Here is a 25,835-nt window from a genome sequence, read left to right as displayed (position 1 = left end):
GACGGTAACGTCCCGAGGACAGCGTTTGCAAGAGGTCCGTCCGAAATAGAAAGAGACGGGACCGGCGATGACTCCCCGGTCCCGTCTGACGCATGGCAAGCGCTGGTACAGGCGGGGCTAACTGGCCCCGGCGCTCGCCGTCACCACCGACTTCACCTGCGACGGGGTGGTGAGCGAGTACCCGTACGGGACACCGCCCACCGATCCGCTCGACGCCGGCGTCGAGGTGTTCACCAGGTGGTTGTTCCTGGAGACGATCCGGCCGTCGTCCGAGGAGCCCTCGCCGATGTGGACGGCGTCGTCCGCGTTCTCGAGGTAGTTCCCCTCGAACAGGACGCCCGCGTTCTCGGTGGTGGCCACGCAGTACGAGCCGATGTTGACGTAGTAGTTGTTGTAGACGTGCACGGTCTCGCCGAACCGCACGCGCGGCGTGCGCTGGTTCGTGCCGTTGAACCAGTTGTGGTGGTAGGTGACCCGCAGGTGGCCGATGTCCTGGCTCCCGTTCGAGTCGGAGTGGCCCAGCAGCATCGTCTTGTCGGTGCCGTTGAACCGGTTCCACGACACCGTGATGAAGTCCGAGCCGCGCTTGATGTCGAGCGCGCCGTCGTAGCCGGTGCCGAAGGTGTTGTTGTCGAACCACAGGTTCGTGGACCCGTCCTGGACGTTGATCGCGTCGTCGGACCAGTTGTTGAACCGCATGTTGTAGACGATCACGTTGCGGTCGGAGTCGAAGTTGAGGCCGCCGCCGGTGAAGGTGGCGCCGGAGTTGCCGATGATCGTGGTGTTGGATCCGACGTTGACCATGCCGGAGAGGGCGATCGTGCCGCTGACGCGGACGATCTTGGCGCTGCTGGAGGACACCGCGGAGGTGAACGCCGAGGCGCTGGTGACCGTGGTGGTGGGGCCGCCTGCGCCGCCGGTGGTGCCGCCGTTCTGCGTCGCCCAGCCGGTGAGTCCGGACTGGGCCACCGCCGGTGCCGGGTCGAGGGCGGTGACCGACAGCGCGGCCAGCACCACCGCCGCGACGAGTCCGAGGACCCGCCTGGCCGTGAGAGAGATGGTCGTCGACATTGACGAGCGTCCTTTCGTTGGAGGGGGAGACACAACGTATTGATATGTGTCTATTTTTCACGGTAAGCCCGGACGGACAGCGTTTGCAAGACTTCGGCCCGAAATAGAAAGGCACGGGACCGACGGCGAGTCGCCGGGCCCGACTGGCGCCTGGCAAGCGCTGATACGAGGCGGAACGGGTGTGGCAATCGGTTGCGGTGGACTTATTTGTTGGGTCGTGTTAGAAATTTCCCCATGGCTCTTTTCGACCTCCCCCTGGACCAGCTCCGCGAGTACCGGCCCGACGTGCCCGAACCGGCCGACTTCGACGAGTTCTGGAAGACCACCCTCAGCGAGGCCGGCGGCTTCGACCTCGACGTGCGGCTCGAACCGTACGAGACCGGGCTCGTCAACCTCGACGTCCAGGACCTGACCTTCGCCGGCTGGGGCGGCCACCCGATCAAGGGCTGGCTGGTCAAGCCCAAGGGCGCCGAGGGCCTCCTCCCGTGCGTCGTGGAGTACATCGGCTACTCCGGCGGCCGCTCCTACCCCTGGGCCCACACCACCTATCCCGCGGCCGGCTGGGCCCACCTCGTCATGGACACCCGCGGCCAGGGCTACGGCAACTGGCAGCCCGGCGACACCGCCGACCCCTACGGGACCACCGGCCCCACCAACAAGGGCTGGATGACCCAGGGCCTCGAAGCCCCCGAGCACTACTACTACCGCCGCGTCTTCACCGACGCCTACCGCGCGGTCGACGTCGCCAAGGGCCTCGACGGGATCGACCCCGACCGGATCGTCGTGGCCGGCGGCAGCCAGGGCGGCGGCATCACCCAGGCCGTCGGCGGCCTGCGCGACGACCTCGCCGGCGCGATGATCGACGTCCCGTTCCTGACGCACTTCCAGCGCGCCGTCACCATCACCGACGCCTTCCCCTACCAGGAGATCGTGGAGTTCCTCTCGGGCCAGCGCCTGCGCGAGGACCGCGTCTTCGCGACCCTGAACTACTTCGACGGGCTCCACTTCGCCGCCCGCGGCACCGCGCCCGCGCTGTACTCGGTCGGCCTCATGGACGACATCTGCCCGCCGTCCACGGTCTTCGCCGCCTACAACCGCTGGCAGGGCGACAAGCGGATCACCGTGTGGCCCTGGAACCGCCACGAGGGCGGCGGCATCCACCAGCGCGGCGAGCACCTGAAGTTCCTCGCCGAGGTCTAGGACGCGCGAAGGGGCGGGACCGCTCGGTCCCGCCCCTTCGCCGTGCTTTACGGTTCGCGGATCTTCAGCCGCTCCAGCGCCTGGTCGTGCAGCAGCCCGTTCGTGGCGAGCGCCGACCCGCCGTCCGGTCCGGACCGCCCGCGCAGGTCGGTGAACTTCCCGCCGGCCTCCTCGACGATGAGCGCGAGCGGCGCCAGGTCCCACAGGGCCACTTCGGGTTCGGCCGCGATGTCCACGGCCCCCTCGGCGAGCAGGCAGTACGAGTAGAAGTCGCCGAACCCGCGCTCGCGCCACGCCTCGTGGAGCAGCCCGAGCATGGCGCCCTGCCGGTCGAGCTTCGTCCAGCCGGTGATGGAGGAGATGCTCACCGACGCGTCGGCGAGCGCGGCGACCTTGGAGACGTGGATGCGCTTCCCGGCGCGCTGGTCGCGCCCGGCGAAGGCCCCGGCGCCCTTCATGGCCCACCAGCGGCGGCCCAGGGCGGGGGCGCTGACGACGCCGACGACGGGCTCGCCGCGGTCGAACAGGGCGATGAGCGTGGCCCAGATCGGCACGCCGCGAACGTAGTTGCGGGTGGCGTCGATCGGATCGATGACCCACTTGCGGCCGGAGGCCCCGGGGTTGTCCCCGAACTCCTCGCCGAAGATCCCGTCGCGGGGGCGCGCCCGCGAGAGCGTGGACCGCAGCACCTCTTCGATGGTGGTGTCGGCGTCGGAGACCTCGGTCATGTCCGGTTTCGACGAGACCCGCAGGTCCGAGGACCGGAACCGGCTCGTCCCGATCTGGGCCGCGGAGTCCGCGAGCAGGTGCGCGAGGCCGAGATCGTCGTTGTAGCTGGAAGAGGGCATGGCCTCATCCTACTGGCCGGGGCCCGCCGCTCAGTTCTTCGAGTCCGCCTCGTGCAGGGAGGCGAGGACGCGGCGGAACGAGGCGAGGCGTCCGGCGCGGGGGTCGTCGGGCCCGATCTCGGCGTCGAGGGCGCAGTCGCCGATCTCGGGGGTGTGCGTGCAGCCGCGCGGGCAGTCCGCGGCGACCGCGGCGAGTTCGGGGAACGCCTTGAGGATCGAGTCGGCGGTGACGTGCGCGAGCCCGAAGGAGCGGACGCCGGGGGTGTCGATGACCCAGCCGCCGCCGGGCAGTTCGAAGGAGACGGTGCTGGTGGAGGTGTGGGAGCCCTTGCCGATGGCCCTGACCTCGCTGACGGCGCGGCCGGCGCCGGGGACGAGCCGGTTGACGAGGGTGGACTTGCCGACGCCGGAGTGCCCGAAGAACACGTTCTCCTTGTCGCGCAGGAGGTCGACGAGCTCGTCGAGCGGACTGTCGGGCTCGGTGGCGGCGATGGTGAGGTCGAGCTGCGAGTAGTAGGCGCGGACCTCGTCGACCATCTGCGGGGCGAGGTCGTTCTTGGTGAGGCACAGGATCGGCTTGACCCCGGCGTCGTAGGCGGCGACGAGGCACCGGTCCACGAACCCGTACCGCAGCGGCGGGTCCACGGTGGAGGCGACGACCACGAGGGTGTCGACGTTGGCGACGACGACCCGCTCGGTGGCGTTCTCGTCGTCGGCGGAGCGCCGCAGCTCGCCGTGGCGCTCGGCGATCCGCACGATGCGCGCGAGGGTCCCGGGGGCGCCGGTGAGGTCGCCGACGAGTCCGGCGCGGTCGCCGACCACGATGGACTGCTTGCCGAGTTCGCGGGCCTTCATGGCGGTGACGGCGGTGCCGCCGACGCGGCAGGTGTAGCGGCCGCGGTCGACGGCGGTCACGAAGCCCTCGACGGCGTTCTCGTGCTTGGGCCGGATCTTGGTGCGGGGCCGGGAGCGCCGCGAGGCGCGCACGGGGACGTCGTCCTCGTCCCACTCGTCGTCATCGTCGTCGGCGTCGACGTCCCATTCCGGCCTCGGCAACGGCTATCCCTTCCCGCGCACGGCCTGTTCCCAGACCTCCGCGAAGTCGGGCCAGGTCTTGGAGACGCAGGCGACGTCGTCGAGGACGAGTCCGGGGATCGCCAGGCCCGCGACGGCGCCGGCGTGGGCCATGCGGTGGTCGGCATAGGTGGACCAGGTGCCGCGCTCGCGGCCGCCGGTGCGCACGCGGAAGCCGTCCTCGTGCTCGTCGACGTCGGCGCCGATCTTGCGCAGCTCGGTGACCAGGGCCGAGACGCGGTCGGTCTCGTGGCCGCGGATGTGGGCGACGCCGCTGACCACGAAGGGGCCCTTGCTGACGCCGAAGACGGCGGCGAGCGACGGGGTCAGCTCGGCGGCGTCGGCGAGGTCGAGTTCGCACGGGAGCGCCTCGCCGGAGCCGTAGGCGGTGAGGCCGCCGCGGGTCCACTCGACGCGGGCGCCGAGCTGGACGAGGATCTCGCGGATCGCGTCGCCGGCCTGGGTGGTCTCGGTGGGCCAGCCTTCGACGGTGACGCGCCCGCCGGCGACGAGGGCGGCGCACAGGAACGGGGCGGCGTTCTGGAGGTCGGGCTCGATGACCCATTCGCGGCCCTGGAGCTCGCCGGGGGCGACGCGCCAGCGGTTCGGCTCGGAGTCGTCGACGTCGGCCCCGGCGTGGCGGAGCATCTGGACGACCATGTCGAGGTAGGGGCGGCTGGGGACGGGCCGGTCGCCGGTGTGGCGCAGGTCGAGGCCGTTCTCGAACCGGGGCGCGGCCATGAGGAGGGCGCTCACCAGCTGCGAGGTCTTGGAGGCGTCGACCTCCAGGTCGCCGCCCTTGATCCGCCCGGTGGCGTTCACGGTGAACGGGAGCGCGAGGCTCCCGCCGTCCTCGATGTCGACGCCGAGGCCGCGCAGGGCCTTGATGACGCCGTCGTTGGGGCGCTTGCGCGCGTGGGGGTCGCCGTCGAAGGCCACGGGTCCGTCGGCGAGGGCGGCGACGGGAGGGAGGAACCGCATGACGGTCCCGGCGAGGCCGCAGTCCACGGCGGTGCCGCCCCGGAACTCGCCCGGCGTGACGGTCCAGGAGGCGTCGTCGCCGGTGTCGACGCCGACGCCGATCGCGCGGAGGCCCTCGACCATGAGGAGGGTGTCGCGGGCGATGAGCGGGCGCTGGATCGTGCTGGGGCCGGTGGCGAGCGCGGCGAGGATGAGGGCGCGGGCCGTCATCGACTTCGAGCCGGGCACGCGGACGACCGCGTCGAGCTCGGCCTCCGCGTACGGGGCCTCCCAGCGGCGCTTCTCGGGGGCGGCGGTTGCGTTCACGCCCGCCAGTCTAGTGGTCCGGTGTGCGGGAACCCGGTGGTCGCCGGACCGTGGTGGCGCGGGCCGGGCGCGCCGCATTCCGCGTCGGAAATTGATGAGCCGCGGTGTCGGTGGCCGGGGTTACCGTGTGGGCATGTGCGGAAGGTACGCCAACAGCAAGTCGAGCCCCAGCATGGCGGCGCTCTTCGACGCCGAGGACCTCATCGCCGGCGCGTGGGACCCGCGGTACAACATCGCGCCCACGACGCAGGCGCCGGTGGTGCGGCGCTCGAAGTCCCGCGACGAGCGGGTGGTCGAGCTCGCGCGGTGGGGCCTGGTCCCGCCGTGGGCCTCGGACCCGGGGATCGGGGCGCGGATGTTCAACGCCCGCATCGAGACCGTCGCGAGCTCGCGGGCGTACAAGCGCCCGTTCGCGTCGCGGCGCGCGCTCGTCCCGGCCGACGGCTGGTACGAGTGGCGCAAGCTCCCCGGGGGCGGGAAGCAGCCGTACTTCTTCACCAGGCCCGGCGGGGTGGTCTTCGCGGGCCTGTGGGACACCTGGAAGGACGGCGACCTCACCCTCATCACGTTCACGGTCCTCACCTGCCCGGCGATGGGGGAGGCGATGGAGACCATCCACGACCGCATGCCCTACGTCCTCCCGCCCGAGCGGTACGCCGCCTGGCTGGGGGAGGAGGACGCGGCCGAGAGCGAGCTGCTCGCGGGCCCGCTCCTGTCGCTGCCGGGGGACCTGGAGATCCGGAAGGTCGGCCGCGGGGTCGGCCGGGCCACCAACGACGGGCCGGAACTGGTCCGCCCCGCGGACGGCGAGGCGGGTCCGTCGACACTCCCAGGATTGTGAAGTCAATCACACTGCCGCATCGGTATCTGTACCACAACTCGTCGATCTTTCGTGTACAAGCCGTCGCCGGCTGAAGGGAACACCCCGCGCATCGAGGCGAAGACGTGCGGGGGAGCTGCGGCGGCAATGGAAAATGGGAGGCAGCAATGCGGCGAATCCGCCCCGAGGAAGTAGCCCGCGCCCGGAAGGACCCCCGGCTGCTCGACGCCGCCGAGTACCGCAGCGAGTCGCTCGGCGGCTCGTACCGGATGAGCGGCGACGACTGGCTGCGCAGCGGCAACTGCGCCGAGGCCGAGCCGGACGTCATGTACCCCGAGCCCCGCGAGCCCATCGACGAGGCCCTGGCGATGTGCGCGTCCTGCCCGGTGCGCACCCCCTGCCTCGTCCGGGCCCTGGAGGCCCGCGACCGCCACGGCGTCTGGGGGCCACCGCGCCCCGCGAGCGCCGCGCGATGATCGAGGTCTGGAAGGACATCAACCCCCTGGCCGTGGGCGCGTAGCGCTCACCGATTCGGATGGCCGCGACCGCCCCGCAGGGCGACCGTCGCGGCCTTTCGCCTGTCCGGGGTCGGGGGCCGCAGCCTCCCCGGACCGGCGGCGGTGTCATGTCCGCCGGCCCGGGGCAGGTACTGGGAGTTCACGCGGCGACGTGTCATCGCCGCGATCAAGACCCTTCCGGGTCCACCGGTGATAACGAGTGCCCGCACCGAAAGTTACCGATTCGATCCTTTAAGTAATAATTTCGGATGGTTTCGTGAATTTCGCACGCTTCGCGATCCGCGGCGCCGGAGGTGTGGCGGAGCAGACTCGCGGGGTTTCGCCCACGGGGAATGAACCCGACCCCCGTGCTGTTGAGCGGTACGAGTCTCCGACCTCGCTGTAAGGAGCGCATCGCTGATGACCACCACCGTCCGCGGACGTGAAGACGAGCGCCTCGCCGCGCTGCTGAGCGGTCCCGAATGGTCCCCTGCCTACGGGACCGATCCCGTCGGCGGCGTCACCGCCGCCGGTATTTCCGCCGTCCCCGCCCAGGGCCCTGCCGTAGGCTCGGCTTCTGAGGCCGACGAGAGGGAGACGGTGACCGAGGCAGGAAGCGAGACCGCCCAGGAGCGGCGCGCGCGGTTCGAGCGCGACGCGATGCCCCTGATCGACCAGCTCTACGGCGCCGCCCTGCGCATGACGCGCAACCCGGCCGACGCCGAGGACCTGGTCCAGGAGACCTTCCTGAAGGCGTACTCGAAGTTCCACCAGTTCCGCGAGGGCACCAACCTCAAGGCGTGGCTGTACCGGATCCTCACGAACACGTACATCAACTCCTACCGCAAGAAGAAGCGCCAGCCGCTGACCTCGCCGACCGACGAGATCACCGACTGGCAGCTCGCGGACGCCGAGTCCCACTCGGCCACGGGGCTGCGCTCGGCCGAGACCGAGGCCCTCGACCACCTCCCCGACTCCGACGTCAAGGACGCCCTCCAGCGCCTGGGCGAGGACTTCCGCCTGACGGTGTACCTCGCCGACGTCGAGGGGTTCTCCTACAAGGAGATCGCCGACATCATGGGCACGCCGATCGGCACCGTCATGTCCCGCCTGCACCGGGGCCGGCGGCAGCTGCGGCAGCTGCTGAGCTCGTACGCCGCCGACCGCGGCCTTTCGCCCGCACAGGAGGGGCAGTCGTGACCAGCGAACCGGACAAGCCCAGGCTCGACTGTCGCGAGGTGCTGGAAGAGGTCTACCTCTACCTCGACGAGGAGTGCTCCGACGTGCGCCGCGGCGTCATCAAGGACCACCTCGAGGACTGCTCGCCCTGCCTCTCGGAGTACGGCATCGAGCAGGAGGTGCGCGCCATCGTGCACCGCTGCTGCTCGAAGGAGGTCGCACCCGACGACGTCAAGGAGCGCCTCCGCCAGAAGCTCAGCGCGATCGAGCAGGTCAGCGAGCTGTTCAGCGAGGTCGCCGAGCGCGACCGCTGACCGCGCCCGGGCGTCCCCCGTTCACGAGGCGGCGTTCGCCTCGATCATGCCGATCGAGATCTGGAGCGACGCCTCGCGGATCTCGTCCTCGGAGTCGTCGACCCGCGGGTACGTGATCCAGTTGCTGTAGAGGGTCGTGATCGCGTCCCACGAGCGCATGCGCTGGATCAGGGGCGCGTCCGATTCCACGAGCAGCGCGTGCAGGCGCCGCTGCCGCAGCCGGAACACCGACATGCGGTCCAGGCGCGTGAGCGCGGCCTGGTTGTTCTGCATGAACTTCAGCACCGGCACGTGCGCGCGGATGACCTCCGCGTAGCGGCGCAGCAGTTCGATGCGGGTGTCGAGTTCCCTCGGCTGCGTGTCTCCCCAGTCGCAGATGGCGTCCAGGTCGTTCGCGTAGGACTCGAAGAAGCTCGCCGCGATGTCTTCCTTCGTCTTGAAGTGGTAGTACAGCGCGGCCTTGGTGACGCCGAGGTGCTCGGCGATCTCCCTGAGAGAGGTGTGCTCGTAGCCGTGCTCGCTGAAGAGCGCGATCGCGGTCTGCTGGATCCGCTCGCGGGTGCTCGGCTGTTGTTGCTCGCGCGCTTCGCGCGGCGCTTCGGTCATGTGGGCGAGTCTCGTTCTTGTCCTCGGGCCAGTGCCATCGCGGGGCAGTCGCGGCCACGGCCGCCTGCCCCGCCAAGCGCTAGCTGTTCGGCCGCTTCCCGTGGTTCGCGGCCTTCTTCTTACGCGACTTGCGCTTGCGAGCTGCTTTCGCCATGGCTTCCTCCTCGGTGGTCGGGAATTCGGTGGTCCAACCTTACCGGTACCTGCGCGACCGTCCGGAGGGCGTTGACGACGGGGTGAAATCGGCGGAGGGTTGAGGGGGCGCGGCGGGGCGCCCGCCCGGTCCGCGGGAAGCCCCGGCGGCGGTGGACGGCCCTGGCGGGCGTCGACTAGGCTTCATTATGAAGGTTTATTTAATATTTCACTGCGGTATCCGTCTGACAAGGAGCGTCCCGTGAACCAGCCCCAGGCCGGCGTCCCCGACACCACCGGCGCCGACGAGCGCCCCGGCATCGGCATGGCCGCCGACATCGCCGAGCAGCCCGGCGTCTACGCCGACGTGCTCGACCACGGCACCCCCGAGATCGCCCGGATCGCCGCGCTCATCGCCGAGCGCCGCCCGCGCTCCATCGTGTTCACCGCCCGCGGCACCTCCGACCACGCCGCCCTCTACGCCGCGTACCTCACCGAGATCCGCCTCGGCCTCCCCGCGAGCCTCGCCAGCCCCTCCGTCGTCACCGTCTTCGACGCCCGACCCGACTGGTCCGACAGCCTGGTCATCGCCGTCTCCCAGTCCGGCGGCTCGCCCGACCTCGCCCAGGTCGTCGCCGCCGCCCGCGCCGGCGGCGCCCTCACCCTCGCCGTCACCAACAACCCCGCCTCGCGCCTCGCCACCGAGGCCGAACTCCACCTCGACGTGCGCGCCGGCCACGAGCGCGCCGTCGCCGCCACCAAGACCTACACCGCCGAACTCCTCACCCTCCTGCTCCTCATCGAGGGCATCCGCACCGGCACCGGCCGCCTCGAGGCCGCCGAGGCCGCCGCCCTCGACAAGCTCCCCGAACTCGCCCAGAGCGTCCTCGACGACCCCGGCGCCGCCGAACTCGCCGGCCGCTACCGCTTCGCCTCCCGCTTCGTCACCACCGGCCGCGGCTACGCCTACCCCACCGCCCGCGAGACCGCCCTCAAGCTCATGGAGACCTCCTACCTCCCCTCGCTCGCCTTCTCCGGCGCCGACCTCCTCCACGGCCCCCTCGCCATGGCCGACCCCGGCGTCCCCGTCCTCGCCGTCGTCGGCTCCGGCCCCGGCGGCCACGCCATGTGGAACGTCCTCACCCGGCTCGAGAAGCAGCGCGCCGACGTCGTCATCGTCGGCGCCGCCGACGTCCCCGGCCAGACCGCCCGCCTCGCCACCCCCGCGGTCGACGAGCGCATCGCCGCACTGCTGGACATCCTTCCGCTGCAACGGGTCGCACTCCATCTCGCCATCGAGCGCGGCGAGAACCCCGACGCCCCAAGAGGTCTCAAGAAGGTCACCGAGACGGTGTGATCGCAGGTCCGCGGCGTCGCGGAGGCTGGTGTTCACCTTCGGTTCACCGAAGCGTTCACCCGCCTCCGTACACTCAGCGTCATGCAGGCCCCACCTGCCGCGCAGACCGGCATCACTGAGATCGTCTGGCATGACAGGCGGTACCGGGCCCGTGCGGTCGCCGGCGGCGCCGCATTCGAGATCTATTCGGACACTTCGGAACCCGGCTTCCAACCGAGCGGGTCGACCTTCCACCGGTTCGTCCACGCCTCCGAAGCCACCAGCTCCGGCGGCGAGATGCTCCTCGCCGGCGTCGCCCCCCTCGCGATCCCGGTCATGCCCGGGATCAACGCGTCCACAGTGCACCAGTACAGCCAGAACCCCCGCATCGGCCCCGCCGAGCGCGCCCTCGTCTCCGCCACCCGTGCCACCGCCTTCATCACCCCCGGCACCCGCATGGTCAAACCCCTCAGCCGCCACCAGGTCTCGCGCCAGCTCACCGCCGCGCCCCTCGTCAGCGGCCTCTGCTTCCGCGAGTCCGACGTCGCCCACCTGCGCTTCCCGAGCGACCGCGTCGTCCTCTCCGGCGACCCCGACGACGTGCGCGACCTCGCCTTCGCCCTGCGCTGGCGGGCCATCGGACCCGACGACTACACCAGCACCGAGCTCGTGCACTTCCCCGGCCTGGTCGGCATCCCCGGCCGCGAACGCCGCGGCTCGATGGTGCTCGGCACCGGGTTCCTCCCCAGCGGCACCCACCTCATCGCCGAGTTCGCCACCGCCGGCCTCGCCGACCTGCCGCTCACCGCACGCGCCGAGATCCTCGCGTACACGCCCGACGGCGCCGAGATCGCGCTGTTCCAGTACCAGCCGCAGACGAACGTGTGGACCCGCGTCGCCGGCGCCCGCCACCGCGACCTCGTCAACCGCATCCCCGGCCTCGAGACCGGCCGCACCCTCTTCCGCGTCGACCCTTCCGTGCACGCCGGACTCACCGGCGAGCACGAGGGCGAGCGCGTCCCCATCACCGCCGACCCCGGCCACGGCTTCCATGCCTACGAGCGCGGCGCGGCCACCCGCAACCCGATCGTCGGCCCGCGCCGCTTCCACACCCGCGCGCGCTGGCGCGACACCGAGGTGATCGCGCTGGGCCGCAACGAGGACTGGGTCCGCCTGCGCCTGAGCCAGCCCGACATCGAGGCGATCATGGCCGCCGACGCCACCTGCGTCGAACGCGGCGTCTACGAATGCTGGGCGCCCCTCGCCGAGCTCGTGAACCCCCGCACTGTCAACCTCGACTACCCCGTGCCCCCGCCGCCCCCGATCCCCTAGCCCGGCAACGGCCTCGGAGGCCCTCCCCCCCCCGCCCCCACCCCTCCCACCCATCGATTTCGGACGCGGTGCACCGCGTTGTCGGCGTGTTGCGCTCAGAGCGCCCGGGTTCGGCCCGGCTGGGTGCCGGGGGTCGGTGAGGCGCGGGGCCCGTGTTCGGGCGGAGCTCGGATTCGGTTCAGTGCGGGGCCTCCTTCCGCGGTGGGCGTCTGTCACGGTGCTGCTTCACCAGTGCGGTTCAGTCGGGCGGTGCGTCTGTGATTGAGGCCGCCTGCCTCGTTCGGATCAGGGCTGCGAGCCTCTCGCGAGGCGCCAGCGGTTGTCTATGCGGTCGACCCAGCGCATCCGCTGGAGGCGCTCGAGGGTCTCGGCCGCGACCTCGGTGGGGAGGCCGGCGACCGCCGCGAGGCGGGCCGTCTCCACTACGTAGCCGCGGGGGAGGGACTCGACGAGGCGGGCCTCGATCTCGGTGAGGCGGTCGATCGGGCGGCGCTGGGCCGGAGGCGGTGTCGCGAGGGGGCCGCCGATGCCGGTCAGGTCCTCGACCACCTCCTCGGCGCTGGTCACCAGGCGCGCCTCCCAGGGCTCCCTCGCCAACCGGTGCACGCCGATCGACTGCGACGAGGTCACCGGCCCCGGCGTGAACATCAGGACCCGGCCCAGCTCGGCCGCGTAGCGGGCCGTGTTCCGCGCCCCCGAGCGGTCGGCCGCCTCGACGACCACCGTGCCCGCCGTGAGCGCCGCGATCACCCGGTTCCGGGTCAGGAAGCGGTGCTTCATCGCCGAGGAGCCCGGCGGCCACTCGCTGAGGAGCATCCCCTGCTCGGCGATCAGGTTGAACATCGAGTGGTTCGCCTTGGGATACGGCAGCTCCACACCGCAGGCCAGCACCGCGACCGTCGCGCCGCCCCGCGCGAGCGAGCCGAGATGGGCCGCGCGGTCGATGCCGAGCGCGCCGCCCGACACGATGGTCCAGCCCGCGGCGGTCAGGTCGGCCGCGAGGTCGTCGGCCAGGTGCTGGCCGTACTCGCTGGCGGCCCGCGAGCCGACGATCGAGACCGAGGTGGCGCACAGCTCCGCGAGGTCGTGCCGCCCTCTGACCCACAGGCACCGGGGCGGTCGCACGTGCGGTTCGTCGGCGTCGCACACCAGGTGGAGGTCGTTGAGCTGCCCCGGCCAGTCGGGGTCCCCTGGGGCGAGGACCCGCGCGCCGCAGGCCTCGGTCACCGCGGCGATCTGCTCCGCCCGGTCCGCCGGGTCGGGCGTGCACGAGACCGCGGCGCCGGTCAAGCGGCGCAGGCGGTCAGGCACGTCGCCCTCCCAGATCCGCTTGACCGCCTCGATCGGCTCGGCCTCGTCCAGGAGGTCGTCGAGCTCGGCGTCACCCGGCTCCACCAGTTCGGACAGCAGCATCAGCGCTCGTCGCGCGTCGTTCGGCAGGTTGGTCACCGGTCCTCCGTTCCAGTTCGCCGACCGCGGTCCGCGGTCGGGTAGTGCCTCTGCTTCCGGGCCGCCCCGGAAGCGCCTCGCCGGTCCCGGCGGTCGGGTCCGGGCGGTCGGGTCCCGGCCATGTGCGGCGGTCCGCGCCGCCGGTCAAGACGCGCCGCTCGCGCGACCGCCTCGCAGGCCTCGCCGACGGCCGGGCCGGTCCTCACGCCGCGGTTCATCTGAGCGGGTAGCCGAGTCGCAGGCCGCCGGCCTCGGCCACGTCGTCGGCGGTGGGGCTGCCGTGCTCGCGGAGGTCCGCGATCGTCCACGCCAGCTTGAGGACCCGGTCGTAGCCGCGGGCCGTGATGCGCTCCTTCAGCAGCAGGTCGTCGACGGGTTTGCGCACCGGCGGCGGCAGCCGCCACCGGGCCGAGCGCAAGGCCGGCCCCGGCACCTCGCTGTTCACGCCCCACGACTCGCCCGACTCCGACCAGCGGGACACCGCCGCCTCCCGCGCCCGCAGGACCCGCTTCGCCACCGACCCCGACGGCTCGGCCTCGGAGAGGTCGGTCAGGATCGCCGAGGGCGGCACCGGCGGCAGGTGGACCCGCAGGTCGATCCGGTCCATGAGCGGCCGCGAGATGCGGGTGAGGTAGCCCCGGCGCTTCAGCGGCGGGCAGGTGCAGTCCGCGGGCCGGTTCGGCGCGCACGGGCACGGGTTCGCGGCCAGGACCAGCGTCACCTTGGCGGGGTAGCTGATCGAGGTGTTCGCCCGGCGGATGCGGACCTCGCCGCACTCCAGCGGCTGGCGCAGCGAGTCCAGGACCGACCGCGGCCACTCCGGGGCCTCGTCGATGAACAGCACGCCCCGGTGCGCGAGCGCCAGCGACCCCGGGCCCACGCTGCCGTTGCCGCCGCCCACGAGCGCCTGCATCGTGATCGAGTGGTGCGGCGCCTCGAACGGCGCGTGGTGCAGGAGCGCGGCCGCGCCCCCGGTGAGCCTGCCGCGCAGCGAGTGCAGCGAGGTCACCTCGACCGCCTCCGCGTCCGAGAGCGGCGGCAGGATCGACGGGAGGCGCTCGGCGAGCATCGTCTTGCCCGCGCCCGGCGGGCCGATCATCAGCATGTGGTGGCCTCCCGCCGCCGCGATCTCCAAGGCGCGCCTGGCGAGCGGCTGCCCGCGGACGTCGGCGAGGTCCGGGAGGCGCGGCGGTTCGCCCGCGGGCGGGCGGGGGACCGGGTCGAGCGGCGTCTGGCCGAAGACCCAGGCGACGAGCGTGGCGAGGTCGCGCGGGGCGAGGATCGTCAGGTCCGCGACCATCGCGGCCTCGGCCGCGTTCTCGGGGGCGACGATCGCGGTGCGCAGGCCGCTCCGGCGGGCCTCCATGAGCGCCGGGAGTGTGCCCGGGACCGCGCGCAGGCTCCCGTCGAGGCCCAGCTCCGCCAGCAGCACCGCGTCGGCGAGGCGCTCTGTCGGCAGCAGGTCGTCGGCGCACATGATCGTGACCGCGAGCGCGAGGTCCGCCGCCGAGCCGGTCGTCGGGACCGACGCTGGCGCGAAGTTGACCGAGATCGACTTGTCGGGGAAGCGGAGCGCGGAGTTCGCCATCGCCGAGCGGACCCGGGTCTGGGCCTGGTTGACGACGTTGTCGGGCAGGCCCGACATGCGGACGGTGTCGGCGCCCTTGGAGGAGGACTTGAAGACCGACGCCTCCACGGTGACCGCGACGGCCGAGGCCCCGACCATGCAGACGGTGTTGGTGCGTGCGTAACCCACGGCGTGCTCCTCGGCGATGCTCGAGTGCCAGATGCGCGGTGCCGGCGACTGTCAGGGCCAGCCGGTCCACGCGCCACGGCTGGTCGGGGCGGCAGTGCTCGCGCAGCCAGGCGCGGGCGAGGCGTTCGACGCGGTGGACCTTCTCGCCGTCTACGGCCCCGAGCGGGCCGCCGAACCGGTCGGAGCGGCGGGTCTTCACCTCGCAGACCACGACGGTGTCGGCGCTGCGGGCCACGAGGTCGAGCTCGCCGGTGCGGTGGCGCCAGTTGCGGTCCAGGATCTGCATCCGATGCCGCTGGAGGTGCGCCGCGGCGAGGCGCTCGCCGAGGCGGCCCAGCTGGTGCGGGGTGAGCCGGCGGAGATCGGTTCCGGCGGGTGCGGGCGGTGCCGATCCGAGTGTTCGCGAGAGGTTCATGACGCGCCGCCCGAGCACTGCGGTGCGGCCGAGCGGAGCGGTGAGGCGGAGAGCAGCGGTGCGGCCGCCGCGCGGCCGGGGCGGGGGAGGAGCCGGACCTTCCCGGATCCGAAGAGCAGCATCGGGTCGAGGTAGAGCGGACCGCGCTTGAGGCCGAGGTGGAGGCAGACCGCGCCCGGGCAGGAGGCGTGGCCCGCCTGCAGGGTGCCGACCGGTTGGCCCGCCGTGACGGTCTCGCCTGCATCGACCATCGGCGCGACCGGTTCGTAGGTGGTGCGGAGGCCGTTCGGGTGGGCGATGCTCACCACACCGCGGCCGGCGAGGTCGCCGGCGAACATGACCGTGCCGGCGCCGACGGCCGTCACGGTCTGGGCGTCAGCGGCGCCGAGGTCGACCCCGCGGTGGCCGGGCAGCCACGGGAGGGGCGGCGGGTCGAAGGCGGTGCGCAGGTCGAGCGCGCCGGTCGGAGGCCGCCACGGTCCGGCGGCCGCGTGGCCCCGGTCCTGCGCGGAGGCGGGGGCGGCGCGGGCGAGTGCGGTGGCGGTGAGGATCACGGTAATGACGAGGCCGAGGGTCGTCGCCCTGCGTAGCTGATGCATGACTCAAGGTTGGATCAGGCGGCCGGTATCGCCCAGAAAAATCTTTTCAGCCTGTGGATAACCTTGTGAGCGGCTTTCCGCCTGCGGTGGCGCCGTGCGGGGTTTCCGCGGTGGCGCCCGTTCGCGGGGCCGGGCGGCGCATCGCCTCGGTCACTGCGGTCCACCGCCTCGACGGCGGTCGCGCGGGTCCAAGTACACTGATCAAAGCGGTACGGCACCACTGTGCGCCGGACCGACTTCGCGCACTCGTCGCGGCCAGACCTCCATTGCCGGCTCGGTGTCCGAGCCCTGCGGTGGGTGCGGTCCGGCCCTCGCGATCTCCCAGGTCCGGGTCCTTCCCGGTTGCGGATCGCCGGAGACGGGTGCCAGGCGCGGGACGCCCGGACTTCGGGCGCCTCCCGCGAACGAACCAGGGAACGAAAGGAACACAACCGTGTCGGTTGTCACCATGCGCCAGCTCCTCGAGAGCGGTGTGCACTTCGGTCACCAGACCCGTCGCTGGAACCCGAAGATGAAGCGGTTCATTCTCACCGACCGCAACGGCATCTACGTCATCGACCTGCGCCAGACGGTCGACTACGCGGCCAAGGCCCACGACTTCGTCAAGAACGTCGTCGCCGAGGGCGGCGCCGTCCTGTTCGTCGGCACCAAGAAGCAGGCCCAGGAGGCCGTCGCCGAGCAGGCCCAGCGCGTCGGGATGCCCTTCGTGAACCACCGCTGGCTCGGCGGCATGCTCACGAACTTCCAGACCATCCAGAAGCGCCTCATGCGCCTCAAGGAACTCGAGATCATCGAGGCCAACGGTGCGGCCAACCGCACCAAGAAGGAAATGCTCCAGCTCATGCGCGAGAAGGACAAGCTCGAGCGCACGCTCGGCGGCCTCCGCGACATGGAGAAGACCCCGGCCGCGATCTGGATCGTGGACACCAAGAAGGAGCACATCGCCGTCGACGAGGCCCGCAAGCTCGGCATCCCCGTCGTCGCGATCCTCGACACCAACTGCGACCCCGACGAGGTCGACTTCCCGATCCCCGGCAACGACGACGCGATCCGCTCCGTCGCCCTGCTGACCAAGGTCATCGCCGACGGCGCGGCCGAGGGCCTCCTGGCCCGCTCCGGCGGCCAGGGCGGCGAGAAGGCCGAGGGCGAGCCGCTCGCCGAGTGGGAGAAGGAGCTCCTCGTCGAGGACAAGCCCGCCGAGGCGCCGGCCGCAGAGGCCCCCGCGGCCGAGGCCCCCGCCGCCGAGGCGACCGAGCAGACCTCCGCCGAGTAATCGGACCTCACGAGAAGTAAGAAGGGGAGCAATGGCCAACTTCACGATGGCTGACGTCAAGAAGCTCCGGGAAGCCACGGGCTCCGGGATGATGGACGTCAAGAAGGCCCTCGAAGCGGCTGACGGCGACTACGACACCGCCCTCGAGGCGCTGCGCATCAAGGGCGCCAAGGACGTGGGCAAGCGCGCCGAGCGCACCACCGCCCAGGGCCTGGTCGCCCAGTCCGGGAACACCATCCTCGAGCTGCTGTGCGAGACCGACTTCGTCGCCAAGAACGGCGCGTTCATCGAGCTCGCGCAGACCCTGGTGGAGCGCGCCGACGAGGTCCGCCCCGTCGACGGCCCGGCCTTCGAGCAGTCCGAGCTCGACGGCAAGACCATCGCCGAGGTCATCTCCGAGGAGTCGGTCAAGCTGGGCGAGAAGCTCGCCCTGGGCCGCGTCGGCTCGCTGGAGGGCGAGGTCTCGGTGTACATGCACCGCAAGGCCGCCGACCTCCCGCCGGCCGTCGGCATCCTCGTCTCGTACACCGGTGACGCCGAGGCCGCCCGCCAGGCCGGCATGCAGGCCGCCGCGATGCGTCCGAAGTACCTCAGCAACGACGAGGTCCCGGCCGACATCATCGAGACCGAGAAGCGCGTCGCACTCGAGACCGCCAAGGAAGAGGGCAAGCCCGAGCGCGCCTGGGACAAGATCGTCGAAGGCAAGGTCGGGGCCTACTTCCGCGACTTCGTCCTCCTCGACCAGACCTCGGTCCTCGACAACAAGAAGACCGTGCGCCAGGTGCTCGCCGAGTCCGGCACCGAGGTCACGGGCTTCATCCGCTTCGAAGTCGGCCAGGAGTAGCGAGCGGTCCGCGGACGCGGACTACACTGGCTCCAGCCGTAAGCACGGGAAGGGGCGGCGGCGCAGGCCGCCGCCTCGTTCCATGTCCGGCGACCGGAGCCCGAGGCGGCAGACCGCGCAACGGGGCCGGGCCCGCCGAGGGAAAGTCAGAGCAGGGAGTGCCATGAGTCAAGCCACGTTCCGCCGGGTCGTGCTGAAGCTGTCCGGCGAGTCCTTCGGGGGCGGTTCCGTCGGCGTCGACCCCGACGTCGTCCAAGGCGTCGCCAGGCAGATCGCCGCGGGCGTCGCCGAGGGCGTCCAGGTGGCCGTGGTCGTCGGCGGCGGCAACTTCTTCCGGGGCGCCGAACTCCAGCGCCGCGGCATGGAGCGCGCCCGCGCCGACTACATGGGCATGCTCGGCACCGTCATGAACTGCCTCGCCCTCCAGGACTTCCTGGAGAAGGAGGGCGTCGACACGCGCGTCCAGACCGCGATCGCCATGGCGCAGGTCGCCGAGGCGTACCTGCCGCTGCGCGCCATCCGCCACCTGGAGAAGGGCCGCGTCGTCATCTTCGGCGCCGGCGCCGGCATGCCGTACTTCTCCACCGACACCGTCGCCGCCCAGCGCGCCCTCGAGATCGGCGCGCAGGAGGTCCTCGTCTCCAAGAACGGCGTCGACGCGGTCTACACCGCCGACCCCAAGACCGACCCCGACGCGCAGCGCCTCGACGACATCACCTTCGACGAGGCCCTCAAGCGCGAGCTCATGGTCGTGGACCAGGCCGCCTTCAGCCTCTGCAAGGACAACGCCCTGCCGATGCGCGTCTTCGGCGCCGACGACGAGGGGAACCTGCGCCGCGCCGTCATCGGCGAGCAGATCGGGACCCTCATCCACGCCGCCGAGGACTGACCCGGCGGGACGGACCCCGACGATGGGGACGTCCGCGCCACCGAGGACCGACGGCGGGACGGTACGGTCAGAAGTGCTGTCAGGCCGCGAGAGAATGTGAGATTGCCGTGATTGACGACACCCTCCTCGAAGCCGAGGAGAAGATGGAGCGCGCCATCGAGCACGCCAAGGAGGAGTTCGCCGCGGTCCGCACCGGCCGCGCCTCCTCCGCCATGTTCAACCGGATCACCGTCGAGTACTACGGCGCCCCCACCCCGATCCCGCAGGTGGCGTCCATCGCGATCCCCGAGCCCCGCATGGTGATCGTCAAGCCCTTCGACGCCTCCCAGATGAAGGACATCGAAGACGCGATCCGCAACTCGAACCTCGGCGTGAACCCGTCGAACGAGGGCACCCAGCTGCGCCTGAACCTCCCCGCGATGACCGAGGAGCGCCGCCGCGAGATGATCAAGGTCGTCCGCACCAAGGGCGAGGACGCCAAGATCGCCATCCGCAACGTCCGCCGCAAGGCCAAGGACGAGATCGGCAAGTTCGTCAAGGACGGCGAGGTCTCCGAGGACGAGGGCCGCTCCGGCGAGAAGGAGCTCGACGACCTCACCGGCCGCTTCACCGGCCAGGTGGACGACCTCGTCAGCGCCAAAGAGTCCGAGCTGCTCGAGATCTGATGAGCACGATTCCCGACGGTGCGCCCGGCCGACGCCCCCACCCGTCGCCGGACGGGCCCGGGCACGGGCCCGACACCGCCGAGGCCGAGGCTGAAGGCCGCACCAGGCCCAAGGCCGGCCGCAACCTCCCGGTCGCGATCGGCGTCGGCCTGGGCATCTCCGCGATCGTCATCGCCTCGGTCGTGGTCCAGCCGCTGGCGTTCCTCGTCCTCGCCGTGGTCGCCGTCGCCGTCGCCTGCTGGGAGACCGGCAACGCGATGTGCAAGGGCGGCAAGAACGTCCCGGTGATCCCGCTCGCGGCCGCCGGGGTCCTCATCGTGGTCCTCGCCTGGTTCGGCGGGGCCACCGGCCTCCTCCTCGGCACCGCCGTCTCCGTCGCCGCGCTGTACGTGTGGCGGCTCTCCGACGGCGCCACCGGCTACCGCACCGACATCTCCGCGGCGACGCTCGTGCTCATCCAGGTCCCGTTCCTGGCCGGGTTCGTGATGCTGCTCGCCACCTCCGACGCCGGCGAGGCCCGCCTCATCGACGGCGCCGCCGCGCAGGTCCTCATCTACCTGTTCGCCGTCGTCATGTCCGACACCGGGGGCTACGCCGCCGGCGTCCTGTTCGGCCGCCACCAGATGACGCCGCGCATCAGCCCCAAGAAGTCCTGGGAGGGCCTGGCCGGCTCCGTCGTGGCCGCGGCCCTCGGCGCCTCGATCACCCTCTGGGCGTTCTTCGGCGTGTCCTTCCCGCTGGGCGTGGCGTTCGGCGTGTGCGTGGCCCTGGCCGCTACGTTGGGGGACCTGTCCGTCTCGCTGCTGAAGCGGGACCTCGGCATCAAGGACATGAGCAATCTCATCCCCGGTCACGGCGGCGTGATGGACCGGCTCGACTCGATCCTCATGGTGGCCCCGGTGGCCTATGTGTGGTTCCGGTACCTGCTCGGGTGATGTGTCCTGATTGGTGTATCCGTTGAAGGAGGGCCCGGGGTGAATTCGACGATCCGGGGTTGGCGGGCCGCGGGCCTGTCATGCGAGACTAGGTCGTGACATGTCTGTAGCACTCACGTTGACCGAACCGCGCCCTCGCAAGGCCGCGCCACGGCACCTCGCCGACCTCGACCTGGCCGGGTGCCAGTCCGTCCTCTCCGAGATCGGGCAGCCCGCCTTCCGCGCCAAGCAGCTGCGACAGCAGTACTTCGGCCGCCACGTCGGCGACGCGTCCCAGATGACCGACCTCCCCGCCGCCGCGCGCGAGGCCATCGGCGAGGCGCTGCTCCCGCGGCTCCTCCAGCCGATCCGCGTCGACTCGTGCGACGACGGGCGGACCGTGAAGGCCGTGTGGCGCCTGTACGACGGCGCGCTGGTCGAGTCGGTCATCATGGCCTACCCCGACCGGGTGACCGCCTGCGTGTCGTCGCAGGCCGGGTGCGGCATGGCCTGCCCGTTCTGCGCCACCGGCCAGGGCGGCCTCGACCGCAACCTCACGACCGCCGAGATCGTCGACCAGGTGGTCAACGCCGCGCGGCTCGCCGAGGAGCGCGGCCTCGGGCGCCTGTCGAACATCGTGTTCATGGGCATGGGCGAGCCGCTCGCGAACTGGGCCCGGCTCAAGTCCGCGCTGCACCTCATCACCAAGCCCGTGCCCGACGGCATCGGGATCTCGGCCCGGAACGTCACCGTCTCCACGGTCGGCCTGGTCCCCACCATCAAGAAGCTCGCGGAGGAGGGCCTGCCGGTGCGGCTGGCCGTCTCCCTCCACGCGCCCGACGACGAGCTGCGCGACGAGCTCGTCCCCATCAACACCCGCTGGAAGGTCGCCGAGGTCCTCGACGCGGCCTGGGAGTACGCTCGGGTGACGAAACGTCGCGTCTCGATCGAGTACGCGATGATCAGGGACGTGAACGACCAGCCGTGGCGGGCCGACCTGCTCGGAAAGCTCTTGAAGGGCAAGCTGGTCCACGTCAACCTGATTCCCTTGAACCCCACGCCGGGGAGCCGGTGGGACGCGAGTCCCAAGCCGGTTGAGGCGGAGTTCGTGCGGCGCCTCCGCGATGCGGGCGTGTCCACGACGGTGCGCGATACGCGCGGCCAAGAGATCGACGGCGCTTGCGGGCAGCTGGCCGCTTCGGTCCGGGAGGCCGGTACGCCCGGCCGCGCCGGTGCGAAGCCCGGCGCCTCCGGCGCCGCGGAGTAGGCGGAAAGGGTGGCTTGGTAGTGGCGAGTCATGGTGACCGGTTCCGGCGCCGGGCGTTGAGCCGGGGCTACAAGGTCGACGAGGTCGACGCGTTCCTGGACCGCGTCGAGGCGACGCTCGCCGGCGAGCCGGTGGGCAGCCCCGTCTCGGCGGACGAGGTCGACGACGTCGTCTTCAGGGTGCGCTTCGGCGGCTACGACGAGTGGCAGGTCGACGTCTACCTCGACCGGGTCGCGCGTCAGCTCGCCGAACTGGAGGAGCGCGGCGTTCTCGGCACCGCCCCCGCTCCCGACTACGGCAAGCCCGAGTCCGCCTCGGCCCCGCACGGCGGCCGCGGCTTCGACGAGCCGCCGATGCAGCAGGGGCCCGGCTCCCGCCGCGCCCCCGAGGTGCAGGCGACCCAGGTCATCCCCGCGCAGGAGATGATGGCCGCCCGCGAGATGGCGCCCCCGCCGCCGGCCCCCGAGCCGGTCGGCCGCGGCCGCGGACCCGCCCCCCGGGCGGCCGCGCCGCAGGACAACGAGGGCTTCGGCGACCTCCGCGGCGACGACGACGAGGGCTTCGGCTTCCTCGCCGGCCCGCCCGGCGACGACTACGACGACCCGTTCGCCAAGCGCGGCGGCGGTGGCGGCCAGGACTTCGGCGGCCCCCGCGGCGGCCAGCAGGACTTCGGCCGCGGCGGCCCCCGCGATGACTTCGGGCCCCGTGACGACTTCGGCGGGCGCGACGACTTCGGTCCGCCCCAGGACCAGTTCGGCGGCCCCCCGCAGGACCAGTTCGGCCCCCGCGACGACTTCGGCCCCGGCCAGGGCGACTTCGGGCGCGACGAGTTCGCCCCGCAGCGCGGCGCGAACGGCGCCAACGGCTACGGCCCGCGCGGCGGCGCCCCCGACCCCGGCGTCTACGGCGGCCAGCGCGGACCCGAGCCGGTGCGCGGCGACTTCGGGCCGCCCCCGCAGGCGGGACCCCGCGCCGGAGGGCCCATGCACGACGGGCCGCAGGCCGGCCCCGTGCCGCACGGCGCCACCGAGCAGCTCCCGCTCCAGTCCGACCCGCGCCGCGGCGGCTTCGGCCCCGCCGACCAGCCGGGCGTCTACGGCCAGGGCCCGCGCCGCGGCGCCCCCGAGCCGCCGCCGGCCCCCGGGTTCGGCGCGGCCTACGACGACGAGTTCGGCGACACCGGCAGCCGCCGCGCGGCGCCGCACCAGTCACCGATGCAGCAGAGCCCGATGGGGCAGCCGCCGCACCAGACCGGCTCGATCCCGCGGGCCGACCGCTACGGCCAGCCCGAGCCCGAGCCGATGCCGCCCGCGGCGCCGACCCAGGCGATCCCGCAGCACCTCGTCTCCGGCATGGGCCAGGGCCCGATGGGCCGTCCCGAGCCGCAGCAGCCGGAGCCCTACGGGGCCCAGCGCGGGCGCGACTACGGCACGCAGGGCGGCTTCGGCGGCCCGCCGCAGCAGGAGGACACCGGGTACGGCCGCCGCGGCGGCGTCCCGAGCCCGCCCATGCAGGGCGGGTTCGACCGCGGCCCGCACGAGCCGACCGGCGGTTTCGGCGGCCACGGCGGCGGACCGCAGCACGAGCCCACGGGCGGCTTCGGCGCGCCCGCGGGACCGCCTCCCGGGCAGGACCCGACCGGCGGTTTCGGCGGCCACGGCGGACCGCCCGCCCCCGGGCCGCGCGGTGCGGCGACGCCGCCGGACTTCGGCCGCCGCAACCCGTACGAGGGCCGCGGCGCGTTCGAGGCCCCCGGGCGGCACGGCCGCGAGGAGATGACCACGGAGATGCGGGCGTCGGACTCCCCGTTCACGCCCGACGACGTGCAGCGCCTCGAGCAGCTGCGCCGCGCCTTCCAGCCGCGCCGCTTCGGCTCCGGGTACGACCCGAGCCAGGTGGACCAGATGTTCGACGCCGTCTCGGCAGCGATGACCGGGCGCAACCCGGTGCCGCTGTCGGACCGCGAGCTCGACACGAGCCAGTTCTCGCTCGTGCAGGGCGGCTACTTCGAGGCCGAAGTGGACTCCGCGCTCCGCGAGGTGCGCGAGATGTTCGCGCGCCGCGGCATGATGCACTGAGACGACGCGAGAGGGGCGGGACCGCATCGCGGTCCCGCCCCTCTTTCGATGCTCGGGCTAGCGCAGGCCGGCCTTGACCATCCAGGCGTCGGTGACGATGACGGCCAGGAGAACCGCGACGGTGATGAGGATGAACGCGTCCTCGACCCATCCCTGGTGGTTGCCGAACAGGTACGCCAGGTTGATGACGATCGCGACGGTCAGCGCCGAGTAGAGGGCCTTGCGGCTGGTGGGCTTGCGCTGATCGGGCGAGAGAATCTGCTCTTCGGCAGCCATGCTGGGTCCTCCAACCGTTCGTTTGATCCCGCACAGTCTCCCACGCCACATGGATCGGCGTCCCGGCCCCGCCCGAGCTGTGACTTGTAGAGTTGAGGCGTCGTCGTCCCCATGTCCGGAAGGGTAACCGTGCGCATCACCGGTACCGGCCACGCAAGCATGTTCATCGAGACCGCCGCGGGTTCGATCCTGTGCGACCCCTGGGTGAACCCCGCCTACTTCGCGTCGTGGTTCCCCTTCCCCGACAACTCCCGGCTCGACTGGGACGCGCTCGGGCGGGCCGACTACCTGTACGTCTCGCACCTGCACCGGGACCACTTCGACGAGGAGAACCTCACCAAGCACATCAGCAAGGACACGACCGTCCTGCTGCCGGAGTACCCGACCTCCGAACTGGAGTCGGAGCTGCGGGCCCTGGGCTTCCACAAGTTCATCAAGACCGTGTCCGAGGAGATCGTGGAGCTCCCCGGCGGCGTCAAGGTCATGATCCAGGCGCTCACGAGCCCCACGGACGGCCCGATCGGCGACTCCTCCCTGTGGGTCGAGGACGCCGACGGCACGCGGATGCTCAACCAGAACGACGCCCGGCCGACCGACATGAGCGTGTTCCTGCAGCACGGGAAGATCCACGCGCACCTGCTCCAGTTCTCGGGCGCGATCTGGTTCCCGATGGTGTACGAGCTGCCCGACAACGCCAAGCGCGCCTTCGGGAAGCAGAAGCGCGAGCGCGGGTTCGACCGCTCGCTGCGGTACATCGACGACGTCGCGGGCGACTGGGTCTTCCCGATCGCCGGCCCGCCGTGCTTCCTGGACGACGCGCTGTACCAGTTCAACGACGTGTTCGAGGACGAGGGGAACATCTTCCCCGACCAGATGACGTACGTCGAGTGGCTGGAGCGGCAGGGGCACGACAAGAACATCATCCTGCTGCCCGGCTCGGTCGCCGAGGTCTTCGCCGACGGCTCGGGCTCGGTGGAGCACCCGGTGGACGACATCCGAGAGTGGTTCAAGAACAAGAAGCAGCACCTCGACGAGTTCAAGGAGCGCATGCAGCCGCGCATCGCCGCGGAGAAGGCCTCCTGGTCGCACCCGGAGATCGACGTCCTGGAGACGCTGCGCGAGCGCATCGAGCCGCTCATGGAGTCCGCCGAGCACATCGCCACGGGCATCGGCGGTCCGGTCCGGTTCGACCTGACCGCGCCGGAATCCGAGGAGGTCGTGGAGTCGATCGTGTTCGACTTCCTGGAGCGGAAGATCCACCACGACGACGGCGGCAAGGTCCGCTACCGGTTCCGCACCGAGCGGCGCCTCATCGAGCACCTGCTGCACATCCGCGAGGTCGACTGGGTGAACTCGCTGTTCCTGTCGTGCCGGTTCACCGCCGCGCGCATCGGGCAGTACAACGAGTACGTGTACGCGTTCTTCAAGTGCCTCTCGGAGGAGCGCCTCCAGTACGCCGAGGGCTGGTACGCCGAGCAGCGCCCCGACGACGAGGACATCGTCGTGAACGGCTGGCAGTTCCAGCGCCGCTGCCCGCACCTGAAGGCCGACCTGTCGGTGTTCGGGAAGATCGAGGAGGGCGTGCTCACCTGCCAGATGCACGGCTGGAAGTGGAACCTGAAGTCCGGCAAGTGCATGACCTCGGTGGGCCACGACATCCGCTCGTGCCCGGCCGACGAGGCCCCGGCGGCCTCCTGACCCGTCGTCGAGGGCC

The 25,835-nt window shown here is 71.8% G+C and carries 25 protein-coding genes and 1 pseudogene; 15 read left to right on the top strand and 11 right to left on the bottom strand.

The features are described from left to right. Positions 1–117: 117 nt before the first annotated feature. The gene (locus ABD419_RS10280) at positions 118–1,071 is read right to left on the bottom strand and encodes a pectate lyase family protein (RefSeq protein ID WP_344485487.1); all 954 of its coding nucleotides are present in this window, start codon (positions 1,069–1,071) and stop codon (positions 118–120) included. Between the two features lie 234 nt (positions 1,072–1,305). On the opposite strand from ABD419_RS10280, the gene ABD419_RS10275 reads away from it, so the two are divergent. Next, positions 1,306–2,271 (top strand): acetylxylan esterase, encoded by a 966-nt coding sequence (locus ABD419_RS10275; protein WP_344485484.1) that lies wholly within the window; start codon positions 1,306–1,308, stop codon positions 2,269–2,271. Positions 2,272–2,318: 47 nt separating this feature from the next. On the opposite strand, the gene hisN is transcribed toward ABD419_RS10275, so the two are convergent. Genes hisN through aroA form a run of 3 tightly spaced genes read right to left on the bottom strand, consistent with a single transcriptional unit; the run spans position 2,319 to position 5,480 of the window. Beyond that, entirely contained in the window at positions 2,319–3,119 is an 801-nt protein-coding gene (gene hisN, locus ABD419_RS10270; protein ID WP_344485481.1) for a histidinol-phosphatase, read from the bottom strand. A gap of 30 nt (positions 3,120–3,149) precedes the next feature. After that, on the bottom strand, positions 3,150–4,175 hold the full coding sequence (rsgA, locus tag ABD419_RS10265; RefSeq protein WP_344485478.1) for a ribosome small subunit-dependent GTPase A: 1,026 nt from the start codon (positions 4,173–4,175) through the stop codon (positions 3,150–3,152). Between the two features lie 3 nt (positions 4,176–4,178). Then, complete coding sequence (aroA, locus tag ABD419_RS10260; RefSeq protein ID WP_344485475.1) at positions 4,179–5,480, bottom strand: 3-phosphoshikimate 1-carboxyvinyltransferase; 1,302 nt, start codon at positions 5,478–5,480, stop codon at positions 4,179–4,181. Positions 5,481–5,613: 133 nt separating this feature from the next. Here aroA and ABD419_RS10255 point away from each other — a divergent pair, with 133 nt between their 5' ends. The 4 genes from ABD419_RS10255 (at position 5,614) to rsrA (ending at position 8,290) form a co-directional block, all read left to right on the top strand. Further along, positions 5,614–6,321, top strand: coding sequence for an SOS response-associated peptidase (locus ABD419_RS10255; protein WP_344485472.1), 708 nt, complete (start codon positions 5,614–5,616; stop codon positions 6,319–6,321). Positions 6,322–6,467: 146 nt separating this feature from the next. Continuing rightward, the gene (locus ABD419_RS10250; protein WP_344485469.1) at positions 6,468–6,776 is read left to right on the top strand and encodes a WhiB family transcriptional regulator; all 309 of its coding nucleotides are present in this window, start codon (positions 6,468–6,470) and stop codon (positions 6,774–6,776) included. A 441-nt stretch (positions 6,777–7,217) separates the two neighbouring features. Then, the gene (locus ABD419_RS10245) at positions 7,218–7,997 is read left to right on the top strand and encodes a sigma-70 family RNA polymerase sigma factor (protein WP_344485466.1); all 780 of its coding nucleotides are present in this window, start codon (positions 7,218–7,220) and stop codon (positions 7,995–7,997) included. Continuing rightward, positions 7,994–8,290 (top strand): mycothiol system anti-sigma-R factor, encoded by a 297-nt coding sequence (gene rsrA / locus ABD419_RS10240; protein WP_344485463.1) that lies wholly within the window; start codon positions 7,994–7,996, stop codon positions 8,288–8,290. The genes ABD419_RS10245 and rsrA overlap by 4 nt, the downstream gene beginning before the upstream one ends. Positions 8,291–8,311: 21 nt before the next feature. On the opposite strand, the gene ABD419_RS10235 is transcribed toward rsrA, so the two are convergent. Together ABD419_RS10235 and ABD419_RS24960 are read right to left on the bottom strand one after the other, a co-directional pair. Further along, complete coding sequence (locus ABD419_RS10235; protein ID WP_344485460.1) at positions 8,312–8,896, bottom strand: TetR/AcrR family transcriptional regulator; 585 nt, start codon at positions 8,894–8,896, stop codon at positions 8,312–8,314. 79 nt (positions 8,897–8,975) lie between these two features. Then, positions 8,976–9,050, bottom strand: a complete 75-nt coding sequence (locus tag ABD419_RS24960; protein WP_374209694.1) for a 50S ribosomal protein bL37 — start codon at positions 9,048–9,050, stop codon at positions 8,976–8,978. Between the two features lie 303 nt (positions 9,051–9,353). Between ABD419_RS24960 and ABD419_RS10230 the strand changes: the two genes are divergently transcribed. Together ABD419_RS10230 and ABD419_RS10225 are read left to right on the top strand one after the other, a co-directional pair. Then, positions 9,354–10,385 (top strand): SIS domain-containing protein, encoded by a 1,032-nt coding sequence (locus tag ABD419_RS10230; RefSeq protein ID WP_344486118.1) that lies wholly within the window; start codon positions 9,354–9,356, stop codon positions 10,383–10,385. A gap of 81 nt (positions 10,386–10,466) precedes the next feature. Further along, positions 10,467–11,696: a hypothetical protein gene (locus ABD419_RS10225; protein ID WP_344485457.1), complete on the top strand. Its 1,230-nt coding sequence runs from the start codon at positions 10,467–10,469 to the stop codon at positions 11,694–11,696. Between the two features lie 285 nt (positions 11,697–11,981). Here ABD419_RS10225 and dprA read toward each other — a convergent pair whose 3' ends face one another. The 4 genes and pseudogenes from dprA to ABD419_RS10205 all read right to left on the bottom strand — a co-directional run bounded on the left by dprA (position 11,982) and on the right by ABD419_RS10205 (position 15,915). Then, entirely contained in the window at positions 11,982–13,145 is a 1,164-nt protein-coding gene (gene dprA, locus ABD419_RS10220; RefSeq protein WP_344485454.1) for a DNA-processing protein DprA, read from the bottom strand. A gap of 214 nt (positions 13,146–13,359) precedes the next feature. Then, positions 13,360–14,919: a YifB family Mg chelatase-like AAA ATPase gene (locus tag ABD419_RS10215; protein ID WP_425556010.1), complete on the bottom strand. Its 1,560-nt coding sequence runs from the start codon at positions 14,917–14,919 to the stop codon at positions 13,360–13,362. Further along, positions 14,918–15,316, bottom strand: a pseudogene (locus ABD419_RS10210) (YraN family protein); the annotation flags it as partial. The pseudogene ABD419_RS10210 and the gene ABD419_RS10215, both read right to left, overlap by 2 nt. Next, positions 15,313–15,915 carry a peptidoglycan DD-metalloendopeptidase family protein gene (locus ABD419_RS10205; protein ID WP_344485449.1) on the bottom strand — a complete coding sequence of 201 codons (603 nt, stop codon included), beginning with the start codon at positions 15,913–15,915 and terminating at the stop codon, positions 15,313–15,315. The pseudogene ABD419_RS10210 and the gene ABD419_RS10205, both read right to left, overlap by 4 nt. A 433-nt stretch (positions 15,916–16,348) precedes the next feature. On the opposite strand from ABD419_RS10205, the gene rpsB reads away from it, so the two are divergent. The 7 genes from rpsB to ABD419_RS10170 all read left to right on the top strand — a co-directional run bounded on the left by rpsB (position 16,349) and on the right by ABD419_RS10170 (position 23,845). Continuing rightward, a complete protein-coding gene (gene rpsB, locus ABD419_RS10200) occupies positions 16,349–17,188 on the top strand; it encodes a 30S ribosomal protein S2 (RefSeq protein ID WP_344485447.1) in 840 nt (279 codons plus the stop codon). Between the two features lie 31 nt (positions 17,189–17,219). After that, on the top strand, positions 17,220–18,032 hold the full coding sequence (gene tsf / locus ABD419_RS10195; RefSeq protein WP_344485445.1) for a translation elongation factor Ts: 813 nt from the start codon (positions 17,220–17,222) through the stop codon (positions 18,030–18,032). 163 nt (positions 18,033–18,195) lie between these two features. Then, a complete protein-coding gene (pyrH, locus tag ABD419_RS10190) occupies positions 18,196–18,921 on the top strand; it encodes a UMP kinase (RefSeq protein ID WP_091044080.1) in 726 nt (241 codons plus the stop codon). Positions 18,922–19,028: 107 nt separating this feature from the next. Then, positions 19,029–19,586 (top strand): ribosome recycling factor, encoded by a 558-nt coding sequence (gene frr, locus ABD419_RS10185; protein ID WP_344485442.1) that lies wholly within the window; start codon positions 19,029–19,031, stop codon positions 19,584–19,586. Then, positions 19,586–20,521: a phosphatidate cytidylyltransferase gene (locus tag ABD419_RS10180; protein ID WP_344485440.1), complete on the top strand. Its 936-nt coding sequence runs from the start codon at positions 19,586–19,588 to the stop codon at positions 20,519–20,521. Before frr ends, ABD419_RS10180 begins: the two co-directional genes overlap by 1 nt. 100 nt (positions 20,522–20,621) lie before the next feature. After that, positions 20,622–21,767: a dual-specificity RNA methyltransferase RlmN gene (gene rlmN / locus ABD419_RS10175; protein ID WP_344485438.1), complete on the top strand. Its 1,146-nt coding sequence runs from the start codon at positions 20,622–20,624 to the stop codon at positions 21,765–21,767. A 20-nt stretch (positions 21,768–21,787) separates the two neighbouring features. Further along, on the top strand, positions 21,788–23,845 hold the full coding sequence (locus tag ABD419_RS10170) for a DivIVA domain-containing protein (protein WP_344485436.1): 2,058 nt from the start codon (positions 21,788–21,790) through the stop codon (positions 23,843–23,845). Positions 23,846–23,902: 57 nt separating this feature from the next. Here ABD419_RS10170 and ABD419_RS10165 read toward each other — a convergent pair whose 3' ends face one another. Further along, on the bottom strand, positions 23,903–24,121 hold the full coding sequence (locus tag ABD419_RS10165) for a DUF2631 domain-containing protein (RefSeq protein WP_344485433.1): 219 nt from the start codon (positions 24,119–24,121) through the stop codon (positions 23,903–23,905). 129 nt (positions 24,122–24,250) lie between these two features. Here ABD419_RS10165 and ABD419_RS10160 point away from each other — a divergent pair, with 129 nt between their 5' ends. Beyond that, the gene (locus tag ABD419_RS10160) at positions 24,251–25,819 is read left to right on the top strand and encodes a Rieske 2Fe-2S domain-containing protein (protein WP_344486115.1); all 1,569 of its coding nucleotides are present in this window, start codon (positions 24,251–24,253) and stop codon (positions 25,817–25,819) included. Positions 25,820–25,835 lie beyond the last annotated feature (16 nt).

The organism is Glycomyces endophyticus (assembly GCF_039531525.1).
Lineage (GTDB): Bacteria > Actinomycetota > Actinomycetes > Mycobacteriales > Micromonosporaceae > Glycomyces > Glycomyces endophyticus.
This window is presented reverse-complemented; position numbering and strand designations above follow the sequence as displayed.

What these genes read in the sequence shown, in the direction of transcription:
- ABD419_RS10280 (WP_344485487.1), bottom strand. Translation starts at nt 1,071, where the DNA reads ATGTCGACGACCATCTCTCTCACGGCCAGGCGGGTCCTCGGACTCGTC.
- ABD419_RS10275 (WP_344485484.1), top strand. Translation starts at nt 1,306, where the DNA reads ATGGCTCTTTTCGACCTCCCCCTGGACCAGCTCCGCGAGTACCGGCCC.
- hisN (WP_344485481.1), bottom strand. Translation starts at nt 3,119, where the DNA reads ATGCCCTCTTCCAGCTACAACGACGATCTCGGCCTCGCGCACCTGCTC.
- ABD419_RS10255 (WP_344485472.1), top strand. Translation starts at nt 5,614, where the DNA reads ATGTGCGGAAGGTACGCCAACAGCAAGTCGAGCCCCAGCATGGCGGCG.
- ABD419_RS10250 (WP_344485469.1), top strand. Translation starts at nt 6,468, where the DNA reads ATGCGGCGAATCCGCCCCGAGGAAGTAGCCCGCGCCCGGAAGGACCCC.
- ABD419_RS10245 (WP_344485466.1), top strand. Translation starts at nt 7,218, where the DNA reads ATGACCACCACCGTCCGCGGACGTGAAGACGAGCGCCTCGCCGCGCTG.
- ABD419_RS10235 (WP_344485460.1), bottom strand. Translation starts at nt 8,896, where the DNA reads ATGACCGAAGCGCCGCGCGAAGCGCGCGAGCAACAACAGCCGAGCACC.
- ABD419_RS10230 (WP_344486118.1), top strand. Translation starts at nt 9,354, where the DNA reads ATGGCCGCCGACATCGCCGAGCAGCCCGGCGTCTACGCCGACGTGCTC.
- ABD419_RS10225 (WP_344485457.1), top strand. Translation starts at nt 10,467, where the DNA reads ATGCAGGCCCCACCTGCCGCGCAGACCGGCATCACTGAGATCGTCTGG.
- ABD419_RS10205 (WP_344485449.1), bottom strand. Translation starts at nt 15,915, where the DNA reads ATGCATCAGCTACGCAGGGCGACGACCCTCGGCCTCGTCATTACCGTG.
- tsf (WP_344485445.1), top strand. Translation starts at nt 17,220, where the DNA reads ATGGCCAACTTCACGATGGCTGACGTCAAGAAGCTCCGGGAAGCCACG.
- pyrH (WP_091044080.1), top strand. Translation starts at nt 18,196, where the DNA reads ATGAGTCAAGCCACGTTCCGCCGGGTCGTGCTGAAGCTGTCCGGCGAG.
- ABD419_RS10180 (WP_344485440.1), top strand. Translation starts at nt 19,586, where the DNA reads ATGAGCACGATTCCCGACGGTGCGCCCGGCCGACGCCCCCACCCGTCG.
- rlmN (WP_344485438.1), top strand. Translation starts at nt 20,622, where the DNA reads ATGTCTGTAGCACTCACGTTGACCGAACCGCGCCCTCGCAAGGCCGCG.
- ABD419_RS10165 (WP_344485433.1), bottom strand. Translation starts at nt 24,121, where the DNA reads ATGGCTGCCGAAGAGCAGATTCTCTCGCCCGATCAGCGCAAGCCCACC.